15 protein-coding genes are annotated in these 18,462 nt (G+C 47.2%); 3 read left to right on the forward strand and 12 right to left on the reverse strand.

The window, feature by feature from the left end; all coding sequences use genetic code 11:
* Positions 1–312 precede the first annotated feature (312 nt).
* From atpA to GWG06_RS14035, 7 genes are all read right to left on the reverse strand, one after another.
* On the reverse strand, positions 313–1,890 hold the full coding sequence (gene atpA / locus GWG06_RS14005; protein ID WP_127044052.1) for a F0F1 ATP synthase subunit alpha: 1,578 nt from the start codon (positions 1,888–1,890) through the stop codon (positions 313–315).
* An 84-nt stretch (positions 1,891–1,974) separates the two neighbouring features.
* Entirely contained in the window at positions 1,975–2,535 is a 561-nt protein-coding gene (atpH, locus tag GWG06_RS14010) for an ATP synthase F1 subunit delta (protein ID WP_127044053.1), read from the reverse strand.
* A 61-nt stretch (positions 2,536–2,596) separates the two neighbouring features.
* On the reverse strand, positions 2,597–3,091 hold the full coding sequence (gene atpF / locus GWG06_RS14015; protein ID WP_127044054.1) for a F0F1 ATP synthase subunit B: 495 nt from the start codon (positions 3,089–3,091) through the stop codon (positions 2,597–2,599).
* A 113-nt stretch (positions 3,092–3,204) separates the two neighbouring features.
* The gene (gene atpE / locus GWG06_RS14020) at positions 3,205–3,462 is read right to left on the reverse strand and encodes an ATP synthase F0 subunit C (protein WP_078670146.1); all 258 of its coding nucleotides are present in this window, start codon (positions 3,460–3,462) and stop codon (positions 3,205–3,207) included.
* A gap of 67 nt (positions 3,463–3,529) precedes the next feature.
* A complete protein-coding gene (gene atpB / locus GWG06_RS14025) occupies positions 3,530–4,687 on the reverse strand; it encodes a F0F1 ATP synthase subunit A (protein WP_160713906.1) in 1,158 nt (385 codons plus the stop codon).
* 188 nt (positions 4,688–4,875) lie between these two features.
* Positions 4,876–6,639, reverse strand: a complete 1,764-nt coding sequence (locus GWG06_RS14030; protein ID WP_235938340.1) for an ABC transporter ATP-binding protein — start codon at positions 6,637–6,639, stop codon at positions 4,876–4,878.
* Between the two features lie 147 nt (positions 6,640–6,786).
* Entirely contained in the window at positions 6,787–8,985 is a 2,199-nt protein-coding gene (locus tag GWG06_RS14035; RefSeq protein ID WP_127044057.1) for a hypothetical protein, read from the reverse strand.
* A gap of 265 nt (positions 8,986–9,250) precedes the next feature.
* Here GWG06_RS14035 and GWG06_RS14040 point away from each other — a divergent pair, with 265 nt between their 5' ends.
* Entirely contained in the window at positions 9,251–9,934 is a 684-nt protein-coding gene (locus tag GWG06_RS14040) for a response regulator transcription factor (protein WP_127038118.1), read from the forward strand.
* Between the two features lie 151 nt (positions 9,935–10,085).
* The gene (locus tag GWG06_RS14045; protein WP_173962881.1) at positions 10,086–11,135 is read left to right on the forward strand and encodes a sensor histidine kinase; all 1,050 of its coding nucleotides are present in this window, start codon (positions 10,086–10,088) and stop codon (positions 11,133–11,135) included.
* On the opposite strand, the gene GWG06_RS14050 is transcribed toward GWG06_RS14045, so the two are convergent.
* Complete coding sequence (locus tag GWG06_RS14050; RefSeq protein WP_235938341.1) at positions 11,136–12,464, reverse strand: porin; 1,329 nt, start codon at positions 12,462–12,464, stop codon at positions 11,136–11,138. It abuts the gene before it with no gap.
* A gap of 123 nt (positions 12,465–12,587) precedes the next feature.
* Here GWG06_RS14050 and GWG06_RS14055 point away from each other — a divergent pair, with 123 nt between their 5' ends.
* Complete coding sequence (locus GWG06_RS14055) at positions 12,588–13,505, forward strand: helix-turn-helix transcriptional regulator (protein ID WP_127038122.1); 918 nt, start codon at positions 12,588–12,590, stop codon at positions 13,503–13,505.
* A gap of 129 nt (positions 13,506–13,634) precedes the next feature.
* On the opposite strand, the gene GWG06_RS14060 is transcribed toward GWG06_RS14055, so the two are convergent.
* From GWG06_RS14060 to GWG06_RS14075, 4 genes are all read right to left on the reverse strand, one after another.
* A complete protein-coding gene (locus GWG06_RS14060) occupies positions 13,635–15,119 on the reverse strand; it encodes an MBOAT family O-acyltransferase (RefSeq protein ID WP_160713910.1) in 1,485 nt (494 codons plus the stop codon).
* Positions 15,106–16,383, reverse strand: a complete 1,278-nt coding sequence (locus tag GWG06_RS14065; RefSeq protein WP_127038126.1) for a GDSL-type esterase/lipase family protein — start codon at positions 16,381–16,383, stop codon at positions 15,106–15,108. Before GWG06_RS14065 ends, GWG06_RS14060 begins: the two co-directional genes overlap by 14 nt.
* On the reverse strand, positions 16,355–17,635 hold the full coding sequence (locus GWG06_RS14070) for an SGNH/GDSL hydrolase family protein (RefSeq protein ID WP_160713912.1): 1,281 nt from the start codon (positions 17,633–17,635) through the stop codon (positions 16,355–16,357). Before GWG06_RS14070 ends, GWG06_RS14065 begins: the two co-directional genes overlap by 29 nt.
* Before the next feature lie 147 nt (positions 17,636–17,782).
* On the reverse strand, positions 17,783–18,253 hold the full coding sequence (locus GWG06_RS14075; protein WP_158631453.1) for a glucosaminidase domain-containing protein: 471 nt from the start codon (positions 18,251–18,253) through the stop codon (positions 17,783–17,785).
* Positions 18,254–18,462 lie beyond the last annotated feature (209 nt).

Here is an 18,462-nt window from a genome sequence, read left to right on the forward strand (position 1 = left end):
CTGCACTAATCAGGAGCACAAAAAAATGATAATGAGGTGATCTAAAGTCAGGGGCAGGTTATGAACGGGGTAAAAAACGCTTGAAATAGATTTGGTTATACACAGAACAATCTTGTTCTATCAAATATAAAGCGGGCTTTTCAGAAAATAAAAAAAAATTGCACCTGTCATCTTTCTAACAGACTGAAAAGTAATAATATATAAATATTATCATATTTAATTTTTATTTGCATGAAATAGCGGAAAGGATAAAAACGGAAAGGCCTTTGCCGTGCTGGCAAAGGCCTTTCCTATAGTATAAGTAGTTAATTACTAGATGAAGCGTGGTTTCAGTTCATTAGCCAGGGTAACCATTTTCTTGATGCCATCTTCCGGCAGGTTACCTTTTTTGAATTCGCCCAGTACTTCCGGCAGACGAACGGTCATTTCGTTCAGGAAGGCTTCTTCGAAAGCGCGTACCTGTTTAACCGGAACATCGCGGAGCAGGCCGTTAACACCCAGGTAGATGATAGCTACCTGTTTTTCTACTGCCAGCGGGCTGAACTGTGCCTGTTTCAGGATTTCCACGTTACGGGCACCTTTGTCGATAACTGCTTTGGTAGCAGCATCCAGGTCACCCCCGAATTTGGAGAAGGCCTCCATTTCGCGGTATTGAGCCTGATCGAGTTTCAGGGTACCAGATACTTTCTTCATGGATTTGATCTGTGCGTTACCACCTACGCGGCTTACAGAGATACCTACGTTGATTGCAGGACGGATACCGGCGTTGAACAGGTTACCTTCCAGGAAGATCTGACCATCGGTGATGGAGATCACGTTTGTAGGAATGTAGGCAGATACGTCGGACGCCTGTGTTTCGATGATCGGCAATGCTGTGAGGGAACCGCCACCTTTTACCAGGTGTTTGATAGACTCAGGCAGGTCGTTCATCTGCTGTGCGATAGCATCGTTGTTGATGATTTTCGCAGCGCGCTCGAGCAGGCGGCTATGCAGGTAGAATACGTCACCAGGGTATGCTTCACGGCCCGGAGGACGTTTCAGCAGCAGGGATACTTCACGGTAGGCAACCGCCTGTTTGGACAGATCATCATAAACGATCAGGGCAGGACGACCGCTATCGCGGAAGAATTCACCGATAGCAGCACCCGCGAACGGAGCGTAGAACTGCAGCGGAGCAGGATCAGAAGCAGAAGCAGCTACGATGGTAGTGTAAGCCAGCGCGCCAGCTTCCTGTAATGTTTTCATTACACCGGCAACGGTAGATGCTTTCTGACCAATAGCTACGTATATGCAATACACAGGTTTACCTGCGTCAAAAAATTCTTTCTGGTTGATGATGGTGTCGATACAGATCGCGGTTTTACCGGTTTGACGGTCACCAATCACCAGCTCACGCTGGCCACGGCCTACAGGGATCATCGCATCGATCGCTTTGATACCGGTCTGCAGTGGTTCCTTCACCGGCTCACGGTAGATTACGCCCGGTGCTTTACGCTCCAGCGGCATTTCATACAGGTCGCCAGTAATAGGGCCTTTACCATCGATAGGCTCGCCCAGTGTATTAACAACGCGGCCAACCATGCCTTCGCCCACTTTAATGGAAGCGATCTGACCTGTGCTGCGTACTTTATCACCTTCTTTAATGCCTTTTGATTCACCCATCAAAACCACACCCACGTTATCTTCTTCCAGGTTCAATGCAATAGCTTTAACACCGTTGCTGAATTCAACCAGTTCACCATAACGCACATTACCTAAACCGTAAATGCGGGCAATACCATCACCCACCGACAATACTGTACCTATCTCTTCGAGATCGGCAGAAGCATTGAAGTTGCTTAACTGCTGGCGTAATATCGCCGAAATTTCATCAGGTTTAATATCAACCATAATTGTGATTTTAAAAAAAAGTCGTTAAAAGAAATTTGGTATAACGACAACAGCTTTGCGTGTACGCAGCGGCTGCTGTATTTATTAACGTATGTTGGATACGTAAATGTTCTGACTGAATTGTTTTTTGATATCCTGCAGATCGCGCAGTACGGAAGCGTCAAACAGTTTATCTGCTGTTTCCAGTACAAAACCGCCGATCAGTTCGGGGTTTACGGCTGTTTCCAGCTGTATCTGCTGAGGTACCTCAGATGCTATTTTCTGTTTGATAACATCCAGTACAGGTGCATCCAGGGCAGCGGCAGTAGTGATTTTCACCACGCTGATGTTACGGATGATATTGTACTGACGGGAAAACTCCGTAGCGATTTCCGGCAACGCGCTTTCACGTGTCTTGTTAATCAGTAATGTTACGAAAACCTGCGTGGTGGAGCTTACGCGTCCATCCAGGATAGCATTCATGATTTTGATCTTTTTGTCAGCCTTGATGATCGGGCTTTTCAGCAGGTTCACGACATCACGGTTGGACTTCATCAGCTGCTGTAAAAACAGCATATCGTTATGCACCGCTTCCAGCTGGTCCTTTTCCTGAACCAGATCTATCAATGATTTTGCATACCTTGATGCTAAACGGGGATTCTGCATATAGCTTATAGCTTTTAGCCGTAAGCCTTCGGCGCAGGGCCGGAGGCTTACAGTTAATCTCTTAATTCAATTTAATTTCTCCTGCCAGTTGTTTCACGTAAGATTCCTGTGCTGATTTGTCAGCCAGTTCTTTTCTCAGCACTTTCTCTGCCACTTCGATTACGAGACTACCAACCTGGTTTTTCACATCCGTTAACGCAGCCATTTTCTGGTTTTCGATAGCGGTATATGCTTCACTGATGATCTTTTTAGCTTCAGCCTGCGCCTGTGTTTTCGCTTCGCTGATGATCATGTCTTTCGCGTCTTTTGCTTCTTTCAGGATCTTGCTTCTTTCAGCTTTCGCTTCAGCCAGCACGTGTTCGTGCTCAGCTTTCATCTGCGCCATTTCTTCTTTCACTCTTTCAGCGGTAGTGATAGAGTCCTGGATAGAACCTTCCCTTTCTTTCAGGGTGGCGAGGATCGGCGTCCAGGCAAATTTCTTCAGGACAATGAAAACGATAATGAATATCAGTAATGAAATAAGAAACAAGCCTAATGCGGGCTGCAACAGATCCATATAATTAGAATTTTATTATGTTGATTTTTAGTTTTTTCGTTATCCGGTAAGGCAACACTGAAAAGATTACTGCATCCATTGCCCTGTGCGCCGGATGCAGTAAAAAGTTTGGCTTACAGAACTACCGCCAACAGACCAGCGATTACACCGAAGAGGGCAACACCCTCTACCAGCGCAGCAGCCAGGATCATGTTTGCACGGATGTCGTTAGCAGCTTCTGGTTGACGAGCGATAGACTCCAGAGCGCTCTTACCGATGTTACCTACACCAATACCAGCTGCGATAGCAGCGATACCAGCACCAACAGCACCACCAGCTTTAGCTAAACCAGATGCAGCAGCAGCCTGCAATAAAACAGTCAAAAGTGCCATAATGAATATGTATTTGAAATTAAAAATGTTTCTCTCTAAAAGTCGCAGTTAGCTTTCGGCTAATAGCTTAGTGATGATCATCATGAGCGCCTTCCATTGCCTGACCGATAAATACCGCTGTCAGGTTAGCGAAGATGAACGCCTGGATAAACGCTACCAGCAGCTCCAGCATCATCATAACAATGTTGAAGAGGATGGTGATAGGCAGGAAGCCGTAACCAGCTACCTTGTTTAATGAACCAAATATGAACACCAGGGAAATAATACTCAGAATAATGATGTGACCAGCGAGGATGTTGGCAAACAACCTGATCATCAGGGATACCGGTTTGGTGAATACACCGATCAGCTCTACCGGCGCCAGGATGAATTTAACACCGAAAGGCACAGGAGGGTTGAAGATGTGGCCCCAGAAATGCCTGTTGGTGCTGAACATGGTAGCTATAAAGCTGATGAGCGCCAGCGCCGCTGTTACCGCAATATTACCGGTTACGTTGGCAGAACCCGGTAACAGTCCCAGCAGGTTGTTGATAAGGATAAAAAAGAATATCGTCAGAATAAAAGGAACATATTTTTCGTAGTGTTTGCCAGGGATGTTAGGCTTTACTACTTCGTCGCGCATGAAGATAATCACCGGCTCTATCAGGTTCTGGAAACCTTTGGGAGCTTTTTTCGCGCCACGGATTCTGTATGCTTTGGCCACACTCAGCATCAGTACCACCAGCAATACAGCGGCGATAATCATGGAGGTGATGTTTTTAGTCATGGAGAAATCGTAGATCTTCTCGCCGGTAGGATTATCATTAGCATCTACGGCAATGATGGAGCCATCAGCGTATTGATTGGGATCCAGTCCTTTTTCATGCACGTAATGAGCGTTTACCAGGCGGTAACCATCATGTACAGCATGACCATGGTGGAATTCAGAAGAAGAAAAAACGGATGTTCCACGCGCAGGATTGTAGATAATAACCGGCAGCGGCAGCGTAACATGGGTTTCGCCAATGCTCAGCAGGTGCCAGTCATGCGCATCCTTTACGTGTCCGAGAATTACTTCCTTAGCATCGAATTTCTTTGGCTCGGCAGCTTCCGTTGTTTCGTGGCCGGAGGCTGCTTCAGTTCCGTGCTCAGCATGCTGCGCATAGGAAAAATTACCAATACTGTGAAGGCCTAAAACCATCACCAGTGCTACCATTCTATGTTTGAACTTACTGAAAGAAATCACCGTTTTCTGAAATTTTGCGCAAAGATAAAAGATTTTATCTCAAAAATTCAGCGACTATGGAAAAAAAGGTGGATATATTATAAACCTATTGAGACACAGCGAGTTATATACTTGTAAAACCCATAAAAAAAGCGGCCCTTTTTAGCCGCTCTCCCCTGAAAATATCATATATATCTTTTAGTAATACATCACTGCGCTTTGGTCGCATTAAACTGCATGCTATGCAACTTATAATAGAACCCTTCCAATCGCAATAATTCTTCATGTGTTCCCATCTCCCGGATTTCGCCCTTATCCAGCACAATAATCTTATCTGCCTTACTGATGGTAGACAACCGGTGTGCGATTATCACCGCGGTCCTGTCCGCAATCAGCTTGTCGATGGCATCCTGGATCATCATTTCAGATTCTGTGTCTACGGAAGAGGTGGCCTCATCCAGTATCAGGATAGCCGGATTATACAACAGCGCCCTGACAAATGAGATCAACTGCCGCTGCCCCAGCGACAGGGTACTGCCTCTTTCCATCACCTGGTAGTCGTATCCGCCGGGCAGCTGCATAATGAAATCATGAATACCTATCAGGCGCGAGGCATCTTCTACCTGCTGCCGGCTGATATTACTGTTATGCAGAGTAATATTGTCATAAACAGACCCTGAAAACAGGAACACATCCTGCAGCACAACCCCTATCCTGCTCCGCAAAGATTGCAGCGAATATGCCGGGAGGTCTATATCATCTATCTTAATACTCCCCTTCTGTATTTCATATAAGCGGTTCAGGATACTGATAATAGTGGTTTTACCGGAACCGGTATGTCCGACTATGGCAATGGTATCGCCAGGTCTGGCATGAAAGGTAATATCCTTCAGCACATAACGGTCTTCTACATATGCAAAGGACACATGGTCAAATGTAATGGCACCTTTCATGTTATCCGCCTTTTCGTGCCCCCTGTCCGGTATATAATCCTGGTTATCCAGCACTTTGAATACGCGCTCGCTGGCCACCATACCCATCTGCAGGGTATTAAACTTATCTGCCAGCATACGCAGCGGACGGAACAGCATATTCAGATACATGATGAAAGCAATCATCACTCCCTGCGTTACTTCATAATTCAGCACCTTGTTGGAACCCCACCATACCATCAGCCCTAGTGATATGGCCAGGATGATTTCCACTACCGGGAAAAACACCGAATAGGCGAAAATGGCGTCTATATTAGCTTTGCGGTGCTCCTTGTTGATATGCTTAAAGCGGGCAAATTCCCGCTTCTCTCCGGTGAATGCCTGCACCACCATCATACCTGTCAGATGTTCCTGTACAAAGGCATTCAGCGCCGCTACGGCATTACGTACCCGGTAGAAGGATTTATTAACGCTTTCCTTAAAAATATAGGTGGCAAAAATCAGCACGGGGAAGGGTGACAGGCTCACCAGCGTCAGCCGCCAGTCTTCAATAAACATCACCACCAGGATAGCCACAATCATCAGCAGATCGGATACAATGGAAATAATTCCTTCTGAAAACACGTCATTGATGGCCTCAATATCATTGATGGTACGGGTGGTCAGCGTACCGATAGGCGTCTTATCAAAAAAGGCCAGGTTCAGGTGCACAATCTTTTTATATACCGTTACCCTCAAATCCTTTACTACCGATTGTCCCAGCCAGTTGGTCAGATATGAAAAATAGAACCGCACCACGGTTTCCAGCAATAACAGGGCAATCTGGATAACCGTTACGGTTACCACCATCCGCGTAAGCTGATTAGCGATGTATTTATCTACTGTTACCTGAATCAGATAGGGCCTTAACGGGGAAATCACCGCAAATATCACGGTCATAATCATGGACAGGTACAATGCCCGCTTATAAGGCGCCGCAAAAGTGAAAATGCGTCGTAGTAAACTAAAATCAAATACTTTCTTTACGGCCAGATTTTCCAATGAAACCAATTTACCAGTAAAATTAAGCAACATCTTTCATTAATGTAATTACGAATTGCGAATTACGAATGAGGAGCGAAGATTTAAACGGATAAAGAATTTATCCGCTTATGTCTTCGCTCCTCATTCGTAATTCGCAATTCGTAATTATTTCTTCTCGTCCTTCATAATCTGCCTGTACGCTTTGATAAATATGGCGCCGAGATTTTTATGCGGTGGTACATAGTCGCTGAAGAGTTCCCGGTTGCGGGCATCGGGGGCAAATCTTTTGGAGAGCTGCGACCACATGATTACCCAGTCTACATTTTTACCGGAGCGGACTACATCTTCTATGCTGTGAATGATAGGTTCGTTTACAAAGCGTGTTCCTACCTGTTTGGAGGAGATGATATGCGCTTCAGGAGATTTTTCCAGTACGGTAGCCAGGTTATGATAGCCGCCGCAGGAGCCGAGTACTACAATTTTGGCAGAGCTCTGCAGGTTGTCCAGCGTAGTGTTGATGTGGTAGCTGTGTCCGCGGTGAATGAAGATGGTAGGGTGAATATCTTCTTCATCCAGGTAGTCAGACAGCTTGGAGATCGCTTCCTTATCGCCGGGTTCATCGATGGGCAGGTTTGCGTATATAGTAGTAGGCTTGCCTTTGGTAGAACTGATGGTAGCCCAGTACTTGTTCTTCGTTACTCTCCAGTCTGACGACGGGAAGTTGGTCATAAAGCTGGAGAAAGATTCCTGTCCGTCTTTATCCCCGTAGAAGAATACCTGCTGGTAAATGCGGCCACTGTCGCTTTGCAGCGTGCTGTAGGTAACGTAGTTGATAGGCGGTAATGACAGCTGTGCGGCCATATCAGAGGCTTTGGAGGAATCGTTGCCACCTTTGGATTCTGTTTCAAAGAGGCTGGACAGCAGCTGATAAATTACCGTACCGCGTTTATCGTTATGGCGTTTCACGTACGTCAGGTTCTTTTTCACTTCTGTGCGGAGGAAGTCCAGCAGTTTTTCATCGCGGATACTGCCGAAGGAATTGGCAACATCCACGGCGTCTTCCAGGTCTTCCGTCTTCTCCAGGTTCTGCACATATTTCTGCATGAGATAGTTGGCATTCTCCGGAGCCATTGATTTCAGGAAGTGGTCCAGGGTATTGAAGCCTGCCGCCATGGCGATGAATTTCTTGAAGCGGTCGAAGTTTATCTGCATCAGCAGGCTGTCGCCGCGGGAAGGTTTCATGCGCGCCATCATCTGGTCATACAGACCGGCGTTGTTGCGGTTGGTATAGCTGGATGTATAGAGTTCTTCCTGACCGTTGATGATCAGGTAGTAAAGTTCTTCCGGGGTCAGGTCTTTCACGATGCGGAAACGTACCGGCGCTGATTCTTCGTGCAGGTCGTTCACTTCGCGGATATACAGCAGTGATTTGGCCTGCATATTTTCCATCATGGCTTTCAGTCCGTAAGGGTTTTTCCCTTCGTTCTTCATTTTCTGCAGGGCGATGGTAGATTTCACCATTTGCTTATAGTAGGCGTAATCGTTATCAACCGTTTTCTCCAGTTTCTCGATGGTGGTGGTACCTGCGAGCAGTTCATCGATGAAAGGCAGAATTTTGGTGCTCTGGGAAGATTTCCCGATGGCTACAATCTGTCTTACAATCGGATCAGGATTGCGTTTGATGGCGTTGGCCATCGGCGTGTAGGAGGTAGCGTAGGTGAGTACCTGGTTAGGATATTTGCGGGCAACGGCCGCTATGATGGAATCTGTTCCCGGAGCGTCCATATAGTCCACCAGTTTGGGCATGACTGTTTCCAGGTTATTGAATGCGTATTTGGTGAACACTTCGCCGCGGGCATCTTTATAGCCGGGGTTTTCCCGGAATATTTCGATCAGCCTTTCGGAGGCAGCGAATGAGAGGTCGCGGATAAACGGCTGAATGCTCTGCCCTTTGATATCGGCATGCATCATATTGCGGTAGGCCTGAATGATGGCGGGCGCTTCATCCGGTTCTATATTGCGGCGGGCGCGTTTCTGGTTATAATCTTTCAGTACGGAATAGAGGCCGGAAAGGTATTTTACTTTCAGGCGGTGATCCAGTGAAGAATCTTTTTCTATCTCCAGCTGCATATCATCCACTTCCTTGATGAGTGCGTTGGTCACCTGCAGGTTGGTAGTCTGATCTTCGGACACTTTGATCAGATCATCTGCCTTGCCGTCGAACCTGGCTGCAGCAGCCTGTTCTTTATCGATATTATCATGAAATCCCTGTCTGCTGATAGGTATCTGAATATGATTGCTTTGTGCATGTACCCAGCTGCTTTGAGAAGCCGCCAGTAAAAAGATGAATAGAAATTTTCTCATTGTAGATGTACTTTTCACTCGAACCTGATAGCAAATTTACAACCAAAATATAAAGCTGGCGTGCATTCTGCACTATTGCATAAAAATCATCAAAATACGAATATTAAATTTAGAACATATAGAGACATGGTAAAATTTGGCGTAACTTGCTGCATGTCAATGTGAAAGGCGATGGTACTGAATTAACAATTTCATAATGTTAATTTTCCATTAATCACCGAACAGGCTGTATAATTTTGTGCCGTCTTTTAAAAAGGAAATTTTTATGATAGACCAAGCGGTTGCAGGAAAAATACTGGTAGTGGATGATGAGTTGGATATTCTGGAAATAATCAGCTACAATCTTAAAACAGCAGGTTACGATACAGTAACCGCCAAAGATGGCAGCGAAGCTATCCAGAAGGCTAAAATATTCAGACCCGATCTGATTATGCTGGATATCATGATGCCGAACAAAAATGGTATTGATACCTGCCGCGAACTCAGGAAGATACCTGACTTCAAAGACACCATGGTGCTGTTTCTGACAGCGCTGAACGATGAAAAATCAGAAATAGACGGGTTGAACATGGGGGCAGACGATTATATCGCCAAACCTATTAAACCCAAATTGCTGGTAAGCCGTATCAATGCGTTATTCCGCCGCCTGCACAAAGCGGAGGAAACACAGGTACAGCTGGGCGATCTGATCATTGACCGCGAGAAATTCACGGTAACCTATAAAGGCCAGGAAATCATTCTTGCTAAAAAAGAATTTGAATTGCTGCAGCTGCTCGCGTCCAAACCCGGCCGTGTATTCCTGCGCAACGAAATATTAAACCAGGTATGGGGTACCGAAGTGATTGTAGGCGACCGTACTATTGATGTCCATATCCGTAAGATCCGCCAGAAAATCGGCATTGACCTTATCACTACAGTTAAGGGAGTAGGATATAAATTTGAAATGTAGGCGGATAGCCCCTCCCCTTTTCCTCCACCAAACAATTTTTGTTGACCGTCAGTTATAGCAGCCCTATAACTAACGGTTGACAGCTTTTTTTATGGCACGTAAGAAATTTACAGTAATTTCCCATTATTATTCTAATTACTCACTCTGGAGTATGTTTAAAGCAAAAAACCTATCCCCGCAGAAGCTGGCGGGATTTACCGCACTGGTAATATCAGCCGTAATAGCACTGGGCAGCCTGCTTGTAGATGGTAACTGGAAAGTTGTCCTGGGAGCTTTTGTGCTTACCTTCCTGGTATCCTATTACCTGTACCTGTATACCTTACAGAATTTTATCTACCGGAAGATAAAACTCATTTACAAATTCATCTATCAGACAAAAGCATCCAAGCGGGAAGAATTCTTTCACAAGAACATCCTGCCGTTGAAAACCATTGATGAAGTAAGCGAAGATGTGGAAAAATGGGCCAGCCAGAAGAAAGAAGAACTGGAGAGCCTGCGCCGCAACGAAGCCTTCCGTAAAGAGTTTCTGCTTAATCTCTCCCACGAGCTGAAGACGCCGATCTTCGCCGTGCAGGGATACATCCACACCCTGCTGGATGGCGCGCTGGAAGATCCTTCCGTCAACAAGATATTTCTGAAAAACGCGACCAAGAATATTGACCGCCTTTGCCGCCTGATCGACGACCTCGATGAGATTTCCAAACTGGAAAGCGGTGAAATGACGATCAACAGCGAAACATTTGTTATCCAGGATCTCCTGAAAGATGTATTCGATACCCTCTCCCTGAAAGCTAATACCAAAGGCATCAAATTCACCATCAAAAAAGGTTGTGAAGCGCCGGTGCCAGTGCTGGCCGACAAGGAAAAAATCCGCCAGGTACTCATTAACCTGATCGACAACTCCATCAAATACGGTAAACCCGATGGCCATACCATTGCCAGCATCTACAATATGGATGATAAACGGGTGCTGGTGGAAATATCCGATGACGGTATTGGTATGTCTGAAGACCATCTCCCGCGCGTGTTTGAGCGTTTCTACCGTACGGACCGTGCCCGCAGCCGCGACATTGGCGGTACCGGCCTGGGCCTCGCCATCGTAAAACATATTGTGGAAGCGCACGACCAGTCCATTACCGTCAGGAGCAAGCCGGAAGTAGGCAGCACCTTCGGTTTCACCATGGAAGCCGGAAAAGAATAATCAGAAACGATACTGCATCCTGCAGGTAAACACATTATCCCTGATGTCTTCCGTGAAGCCATCAAGGCTGGTAGACTCATTTTTCACCATGTCGTAGTAAAGGGTGAATTTGAGATGCGGGTTAGCATAGTACAGGTAACCGAATCCCAGCGTATTATAGCGTATATCCGCCTCCGTGAGTCCTTCTCCGGGAACACCTATCTCCTTGCCTTTCACCTTTTTATTGGGGTCATACCAGTCATACCGCACTACTACCTGGTGGTGTTCATTACCCAGGTGCTGAATGAAATACAGGTAAGCGCCATCGAAATTCCTGATATACAAAGGCAGCCTTTTGCCCTGTGCATCCACCGGAATAACGCCCGGCGTTTCAGAAGTCAGCGCCGTAGCTGTTTGTGAACCTCGGATATATTCCGCCCGGAACTGCGTACTGCCTTTACCGGGGCCATTGGGAATTCTTACCTGCATATCGGCTCCGTAATAATGGCGGGGCGCGATCCTGCCTACATTGGCGGTAGCAGAATCCCTGATAAAGCCGGGCTGCCCGTTCACTATACCCATCCGGTTAATCACCGGCGTGAACTGCTCCATGCCGCCGTAGAGTACCGACACGCTGCCGGAAAGAATAATATTGGTGCCCTTCACTTTACGCGGCCGTATACTCACACGCCCGATAAAATCCTTGTGGCTGTCGAAATCGGTAGGCCCGGCCAGTCCCTGTCCGTTGAAAACACCGGCATCTATCTTCAGAAAACGCAGCGGATGATCTTTACGCCTTGGCTCAAAAGAAACCATCGCTCCCAGGTCACGCTCCGTTTTCATCAGTATCTGCGACATGCGCCCACGCTCAGGCGTTTCGCGGTCGCCGGAAGACAGGTTGACCTCATAGCCGAACGGCCGTGCAAACATCCCGCCGGCCAGGGAGAAGAGATTGTATTTTGTTTCAAAGACACGTCCGTAGAAATCGCGGATAAATACCCCCCGCTCCGTTCCATCAAACTGAAAGGCAAACTGCACAATGGGCATATTATCCTTGTTATAGCGCTCATAGTCTACACGCAGACGGCCACGACGCAGGGTAAACCGGTTATTCACCGCGGCCCCGAAGTTACCGCCGGCATAACTGTTAATGCCTTTGGCAGCGGCCAGCTGAAACTGCGGCTGTATGTATCCGCTGAAACGCAGCGCATCATACTTCTGATACATCGCCATCATCCCCCTTCCCAGATCTGTTGTGGTATCAATCATATCCATCAGGAACTGCGCACGCGCAGCCATACCGGAAAACAACAGCATAACAAGTAGAGAGAAGATTCTGGCAGTTCGCATCTGAGCTTTAAATTATTGCGCAAAAGTATAGCATTCAGTTTATTAATCATCGGTTAATCACTCGTTAATCCATGCATATCCGCCATGGTAAAAGCTTACATTTAGTTACCATACTCTTTTCCCATGAAGCCATCTACCATTGAATTCTGGAAGTGGAATATCCAGCAGGCTATTTCCTTCGCACATAGTCAACCGTTGGAAGAAATTGAACTACAGGAAGTTGCCGACAGATTACATGTATCGAAAGACAACTTTTCGCACATGTTCAAGAAGATCAGGAAAGAGGCATACCAGCAATTTGTGAAACGCAGCCGCCTGGAAGCAGGTGTGGGATACTTGCGGCACAGTGGTTACAGCATCAGCCAGATCAGTGAAATGTGCCGTTACACACATGCCGCCTTCACCAAGGCCATCAGGTCACGGTTTAACTGTAGTCCCACCCACATGCGTGATGTAGACTTTCTGCCGGAAGAAGCCAATACCCTTCAGCAGACAGAACTTGTCACACATTCCAAAGATTACGCGGATATTTTTAACCTGGATAAAACAGAAGATGTAAGATTACCTTCCATGACCCTCTACTATCATATTCTTCCCGGCCACAACAACCCGGTGAAAAGCATGATGGCCTACATGGATATTTATACCAAACAGCTGCAATATATTATCAGAACGCTGGGCCTGCATGATGCCCGCATCATTACCGGCTCGCTGGATGTTGTACCTATCACCACCTACACTAAAATGATGATGTATGTAGGATTGCTATTGCCGAATACACTTGAATACAACACCGCACACTTCCAGATCATCCAAACCTACCGGGAGAGCTTCCGCCTGGTTCACATGCAGATGGCCGGCGGAGACTTTAAAAAGCTGACCGTACCCATGAGCTTTGCGGAAGCCGGCCTGCCCATGTACAAATTCATTAACAACAACTGCCGGGAAAGCAATTTTAAGATGAGCAACAACTACTTCTTCATCTCCCTGCCCGCACCAGACAAATCGGAGATTTATATTCCGTGGCAGAAAACGCCATGATTATTTGAGATGTGGTTATTTTTTTATTTGAGATTTAAAAATGCAGCGAAGATCCAGGCGTACAATATTTGCTTAGGTCTTCGCTGCATTTTTAAATCTCAAATAAAAAAATAACTACATCTCAAATGATTAAAACTGGAAGTATATCGGAATCATCGGCTGTGTACTTTTTACCTGTACCAGCAGCCAGATGAATATTACCATTACGGCAACGCTGGCGGCAAGGGGCAGGCGGCCGAGGAGTTTTTCGGTAGTAAATTCCATGCGGGAAGGCAGGAAGTGCAGGATGAAGCCCAGTACCATTACCCAGAATACGGCGGTATAGCCCTGGTAGAGTTCAGCCCAGATACCTGGCTGGAAATCATACACGATCTGGTGAATCAGCGACCAGGCATCGTGGAAGGTAGCTGCTTTAAAGAATATCCAGCAGAAGCATACAAAGTGGAAGGTGATGAGCACACCCAGGATCTTCAGGGAAGTAGCTTTCCAGCCGGTGATAACTGTTTTGCTTTTCTTCAGCCAGTCGATACGTACTTTATCTACTGCGAGTGCTGCGCCATGCATACCACCCCAGAAGATGAAGTTCCAGCTGGCGCCATGCCAGAAGCCGCCGATCAGCATCGTCAGCGCCAGATTAACATACTGGCGCACCTTACCTTTGCGGTTGCCTCCCAGCGGAATGTACAGGTAATCGCGCAGCCAGCTCGACAAGGAAATGTGCCAGCGGCGCCAGAATTCCGTGATAGAAGAGCTCTGGTAAGGGGAATCAAAGTTAGGCGGAATCTTAAAGCCTGTCCAGCGGGCAATACCCAGCGCCATATCAGAATAGCCGGAGAAGTCGCAATAGATCACTAACGCGTACCCATATACGCCGATCAGGCATTCCAGTCCTGTGTGCTTGCTGGGATCATCAAAAATATACTGTACAAAGTTCTGGTAGATGAAATCCGAAATGACGATCTTCTTAAAAAGGCCGCCGATAATGAGGTACATACCCTTGCCGATATCGTCTGTATTAAGGCGGTAAGGCTGCGAGATCTGCGGAATAAAATCTGCCGCACGTACGATAGGGCCCATCATCAGTTTCGGGAAGAAGGACAGGAAGAACAGGTAATCCATGAAACGGTTTACCGGCTTGATTTCTCCGCGGTAGACATCTATCGTGTAACTCAGATTTTCAAATGTATAGAAGGAAATCCCGATGGGCAGTAACAGATGCAACGGACGGATATGGCCCTGCGTCAGGTCATTGATGATACCGATAAAGAAATCCGTGTACTTGAAATAAAACAGTAATCCGATATTCAGGATGATACTGAAAACCAGCAGCGATTTTTTCACGGAGCGGCTGGGCGTGTTGTATATCCATCGCGACAGGTTAAAATCCACGATGGCGGAGAGTATAACGAGTCCGACATAAAACCCGCAGGCTTTATAAAAAAAGTACAGGGAAAAAACGGTGTACACCCATACCCTGCCCTGGCTGCTACGGCTGACGGCCAGGTAGCATAACAGGAATAAAGCGAAGAAATAGAAAAAGAAGGCGCTGTTAAAGAGCACAGGATCTGCGGGATTGTACAGCAGTTGAGATAACAGCCTGTTAAAGTCGATCATCAGTGTTAACGGAATTTTTCTTTACCTGTAAATATTGTGCATAGGACTTTTGCAGGGCTTCGTATAAAAGCTGGCCCTGTAACTGATAGCCTTTCACACTAAAATGAATATGGTCTGACGCCCATCCGCCTGCAAATCTATCGCTCTGCGCCTTATTAACTGCATTAAAATTCCAGCAGGCAATACCGTGCTGTCTGGCATATCCTGTAATCTGCTGTGTAACCATAGCGATATAGGGATTCGGGTAGTAAGCGGTTGTATAAAAGGTTTTATACTTACGCTTACTTACTTTTTTTCTGACGGCTTTACGTACCGCGCGCATACAATCCGGCGGCGTTGTCAGCAGAATAGCTGCCTCCGGGCGCTGGCTGCGGATCAGCTGTACCATTCTGTCTATTTCATTTCTGAACTGTAGGGGATCAAAGCGGCTATAGGCTTCATTGGTACCCAGGGAAATGATAATCAGTGAGGGTTTGAGGGCAGAAAGTCCTGCCATCACGGTATTGTTAAGATCGTTGTAGTGCAGGTACATGGCTCCGTTGATACCTACGCTATGATACAGCACCCCCTTATGTCCGTTTTGCAATACGGCGCCGTAGAAGCGGAAAGGTGAGCTGCCGCGTTCGCCCCAGGTGACCTGGAAGGATTGCTGTGGCTGCGGGAAATCGAGGGTAGCCATACCGATGGTAGGCGAGCCGGAAAAGGGTGCGGGCGTTACCGTTACAGAGGCGGAAGGGCAGTAAACAGCGCTGTTTTCGATGCCGGCATCGTACAGTAGCTGTGCTTTGCTGAAGCTGTTGTCTGTTTCCGGATTTTCTTTCAGGGAGAAGGAAATCGTTGGTTCGTTGGCGGTAGTGCTGATGGCGATGGCGCCGGGGCCCAGTACCGGCGGCTTGTAGCGGTCAATGATTCTTTCTGACGACCAGCGGGAGGTGCTGCTCCAGCGGGCGTCGTCGGGACCGTTGGTACCGGCTGTGCTGTACGGGAATACGAAGCCTCTGCCGGCATTGCCGAAGCGTTGCTGCAGCAGGGCGCCGGTGGTCAGTGAAAAATGTCCTGCCTGAATGTGGGAGTCTCCCAGGTGCAGGATGGAAATAACGTTACTGTCTGCGTGATACAGCTGGTTGAAAACACGGTACAGCGCGGTGTCCTGCTGGATATCTCCTGCAGCGTCCTGCTGTGCGTGAGCAGTAAAAGATACGAGCAGCAGCGAAGCTGCGGCCATCATACATTTACTAATGGTTTTCAGCCTGTCTGTAATCATTCATAATAGCTTTATACAGCAGCGCCCCTACTTTGGCCGCTCCCTGTCTGTTTAAATGTGTGTAATCCTTGTTGGCCAGTACGGTATCTCCTTCCACCCATTTCACCATGGAGCCGTCGCCGCCCATGGCAGCGTAGAGGTTCCAGTAGCCGGTACCGAAGCCGGTAGCCAGTTCGTGCTGTACTTTCAGCAGGGCTTCCACACCGGGGGCGGTGATATACCGGTCGCCCTTGCGGTAGGATTTATCTGCAGTGCCTACGATCAGGAAAGATGTTCCCGGCAGGTCATTACGGAGGGAGTCCATTACTTTTTTCATCGGGCGTTCGTACCAGCTGTAGTCTGTCAGTTCCGGGCGGAACAGTACGTTCGCGCCGTAGTGCAGTACTATCAGATCGTACGGGCGCTCTTCCTGCATTTTACGGACCATACCGGCAGAGAGGTGCCCCAGCTCCACACCGCTGATACCGCGGAAGGAGTAGTTGTCTACATACACGCCGTTATCGCTTTCAAAGCATACGCCGTAGAACGGGAGCGACGGGCCGCCGTATTTAATCATCAGCGGGGAAGCGCCGGTATCTGCGCGCAGGTCCAGCCTGTTCACCGGCTGATTGCCGGAAAGCGTATATGCCTTATCGTTAATGCTGAGTGTGGTAGCTTCAGCGGGACCGAATAAAACGGACACTTCTTCAAACTTATCCAGTCGGGGCTTTTTCACTGGCGCATACCTTACCCAGCTGCCACTGGCAGGGAAGAAGGTGTGCCCGGAAAGTCCGAGGGTAATATTGGAAGGGGGAGAATTTTTATAATGATAATCCTTCCAGTCTTTGGAAAAGGTGTGGTTGATAGTAGTTCTGTACGTAGCTACTACGGAGGTAACGGGAACAAACCCGACGCCGGCGCCGCCGAAGTTGGTCTGCAGGCTGTCTCTCAGATCGGAGGTGATCAGGTCACCTTCAATCATGGAGTCTCCGAAATAGGCGATGCGTACTTTTTTACGTTTACCGGCTTTCAGGTCGCGGAGGGCGGTTAGGAACCGGTCGATACCTGCGTTGCCGTCTCCGGAAGCCGGACTGGCATAGTTCAGGATCCCCTTGTACGACATAAAATCGTAGGCGGCATCAGGGTTGGCGGTGCTGCCGGGAGTGGTACCGGCTACCTGCGTAGAATCAGAAAGAGAGAGCTTACTGCTGTCTTTACCAGCAATAAGCTCTCTCTTTTTGTCTGCCGGATCTGTTCTCAATTCTGATAACATATCCAGGCGCCTGAACTGAAAATCTTTTAATGAAAGGTTGAGATGTAACTGGGATAATACAACCAGACAAATCAATGATCCTGTTACGATATAAAAAGGATAGGCAGACTTATTTTCGCCAGGCATAATACAATGAAACGTTTAGTATCACTGGTCATCGGTAGTAGGGGGCGCTCCGACGGTTAACCAAGATGAACCACGGGCTACACTATCCATTCCTTCGTCCAGCTTATACAATTTGTGACTGTTAATGATATTTGTTACTCTTCTTATCCATTCATGGCCTGCGGAGGAATAGCCGCTGTGATTCATGTGTTTTAACCATACGGCAAACTGGTTGTTGCCTTTCAGGTTGTTAAACCACTTCTTTTTCGCGAGCACTGCCACGAAATGCTCGTAGGATGCGAGATCATTTGCATATTGTTTGTACCTGGAACGGGTGCCGGGTTTTATCTGGTGGATGTTGTTTTTACCAACAATACCAAAATGGTTATGCAGTAATCTGGCGTTTCTGCTGGTGCCTGTTCCGGATTCCAGCATGGCCACGCCCAGAATTACACTGGCGGGTATGCCGGTTTCCTGCATCAGTTCCACAGATACCGGTTTAAATTTTTTCAAATAACTACTCGTGGATTGTTGAGCATACCCAACATTGCTGAGCATCAGCAATAAAAACACCGCACATACCCATACCGGCCTTTGGAAGAATGTAAAAATTCTCATGGTCGTACTTTTTGTAGGTGATAGATTGTTGTTTGTTTTCAGCATCATTTCTTACCTCACATATCAACGATGATCACACCGCAATATTACTTTAAAAAATTAAA

The sequence above is a fragment of the Chitinophaga solisilvae genome (genome assembly GCF_009928525.1).
Taxonomy (GTDB): domain Bacteria; phylum Bacteroidota; class Bacteroidia; order Chitinophagales; family Chitinophagaceae; genus Chitinophaga; species Chitinophaga solisilvae.

Coding starts and splice junctions, on each gene's coding strand:
- GWG06_RS14070 (WP_160713912.1), bottom strand. CDS start 17,635: ATGTTATCAGAATTGAGAACAGATCCGGCAGACAAAAAGAGAGAGCTT.
- GWG06_RS14035 (WP_127044057.1), bottom strand. CDS start 8,985: ATGAGAAAATTTCTATTCATCTTTTTACTGGCGGCTTCTCAAAGCAGC.
- GWG06_RS14055 (WP_127038122.1), top strand. CDS start 12,588: ATGAAGCCATCTACCATTGAATTCTGGAAGTGGAATATCCAGCAGGCT.
- atpF (WP_127044054.1), bottom strand. CDS start 3,091: ATGGATCTGTTGCAGCCCGCATTAGGCTTGTTTCTTATTTCATTACTG.
- GWG06_RS14065 (WP_127038126.1), bottom strand. CDS start 16,383: ATGATTACAGACAGGCTGAAAACCATTAGTAAATGTATGATGGCCGCA.
- atpA (WP_127044052.1), bottom strand. CDS start 1,890: ATGGTTGATATTAAACCTGATGAAATTTCGGCGATATTACGCCAGCAG.
- GWG06_RS14050 (WP_235938341.1), bottom strand. CDS start 12,464: ATGCGAACTGCCAGAATCTTCTCTCTACTTGTTATGCTGTTGTTTTCC.
- GWG06_RS14060 (WP_160713910.1), bottom strand. CDS start 15,119: ATGATCGACTTTAACAGGCTGTTATCTCAACTGCTGTACAATCCCGCA.
- GWG06_RS14040 (WP_127038118.1), top strand. CDS start 9,251: ATGATAGACCAAGCGGTTGCAGGAAAAATACTGGTAGTGGATGATGAG.
- atpE (WP_078670146.1), bottom strand. CDS start 3,462: ATGGCACTTTTGACTGTTTTATTGCAGGCTGCTGCTGCATCTGGTTTA.
- GWG06_RS14045 (WP_173962881.1), top strand. CDS start 10,086: ATGTTTAAAGCAAAAAACCTATCCCCGCAGAAGCTGGCGGGATTTACC.
- atpH (WP_127044053.1), bottom strand. CDS start 2,535: ATGCAGAATCCCCGTTTAGCATCAAGGTATGCAAAATCATTGATAGAT.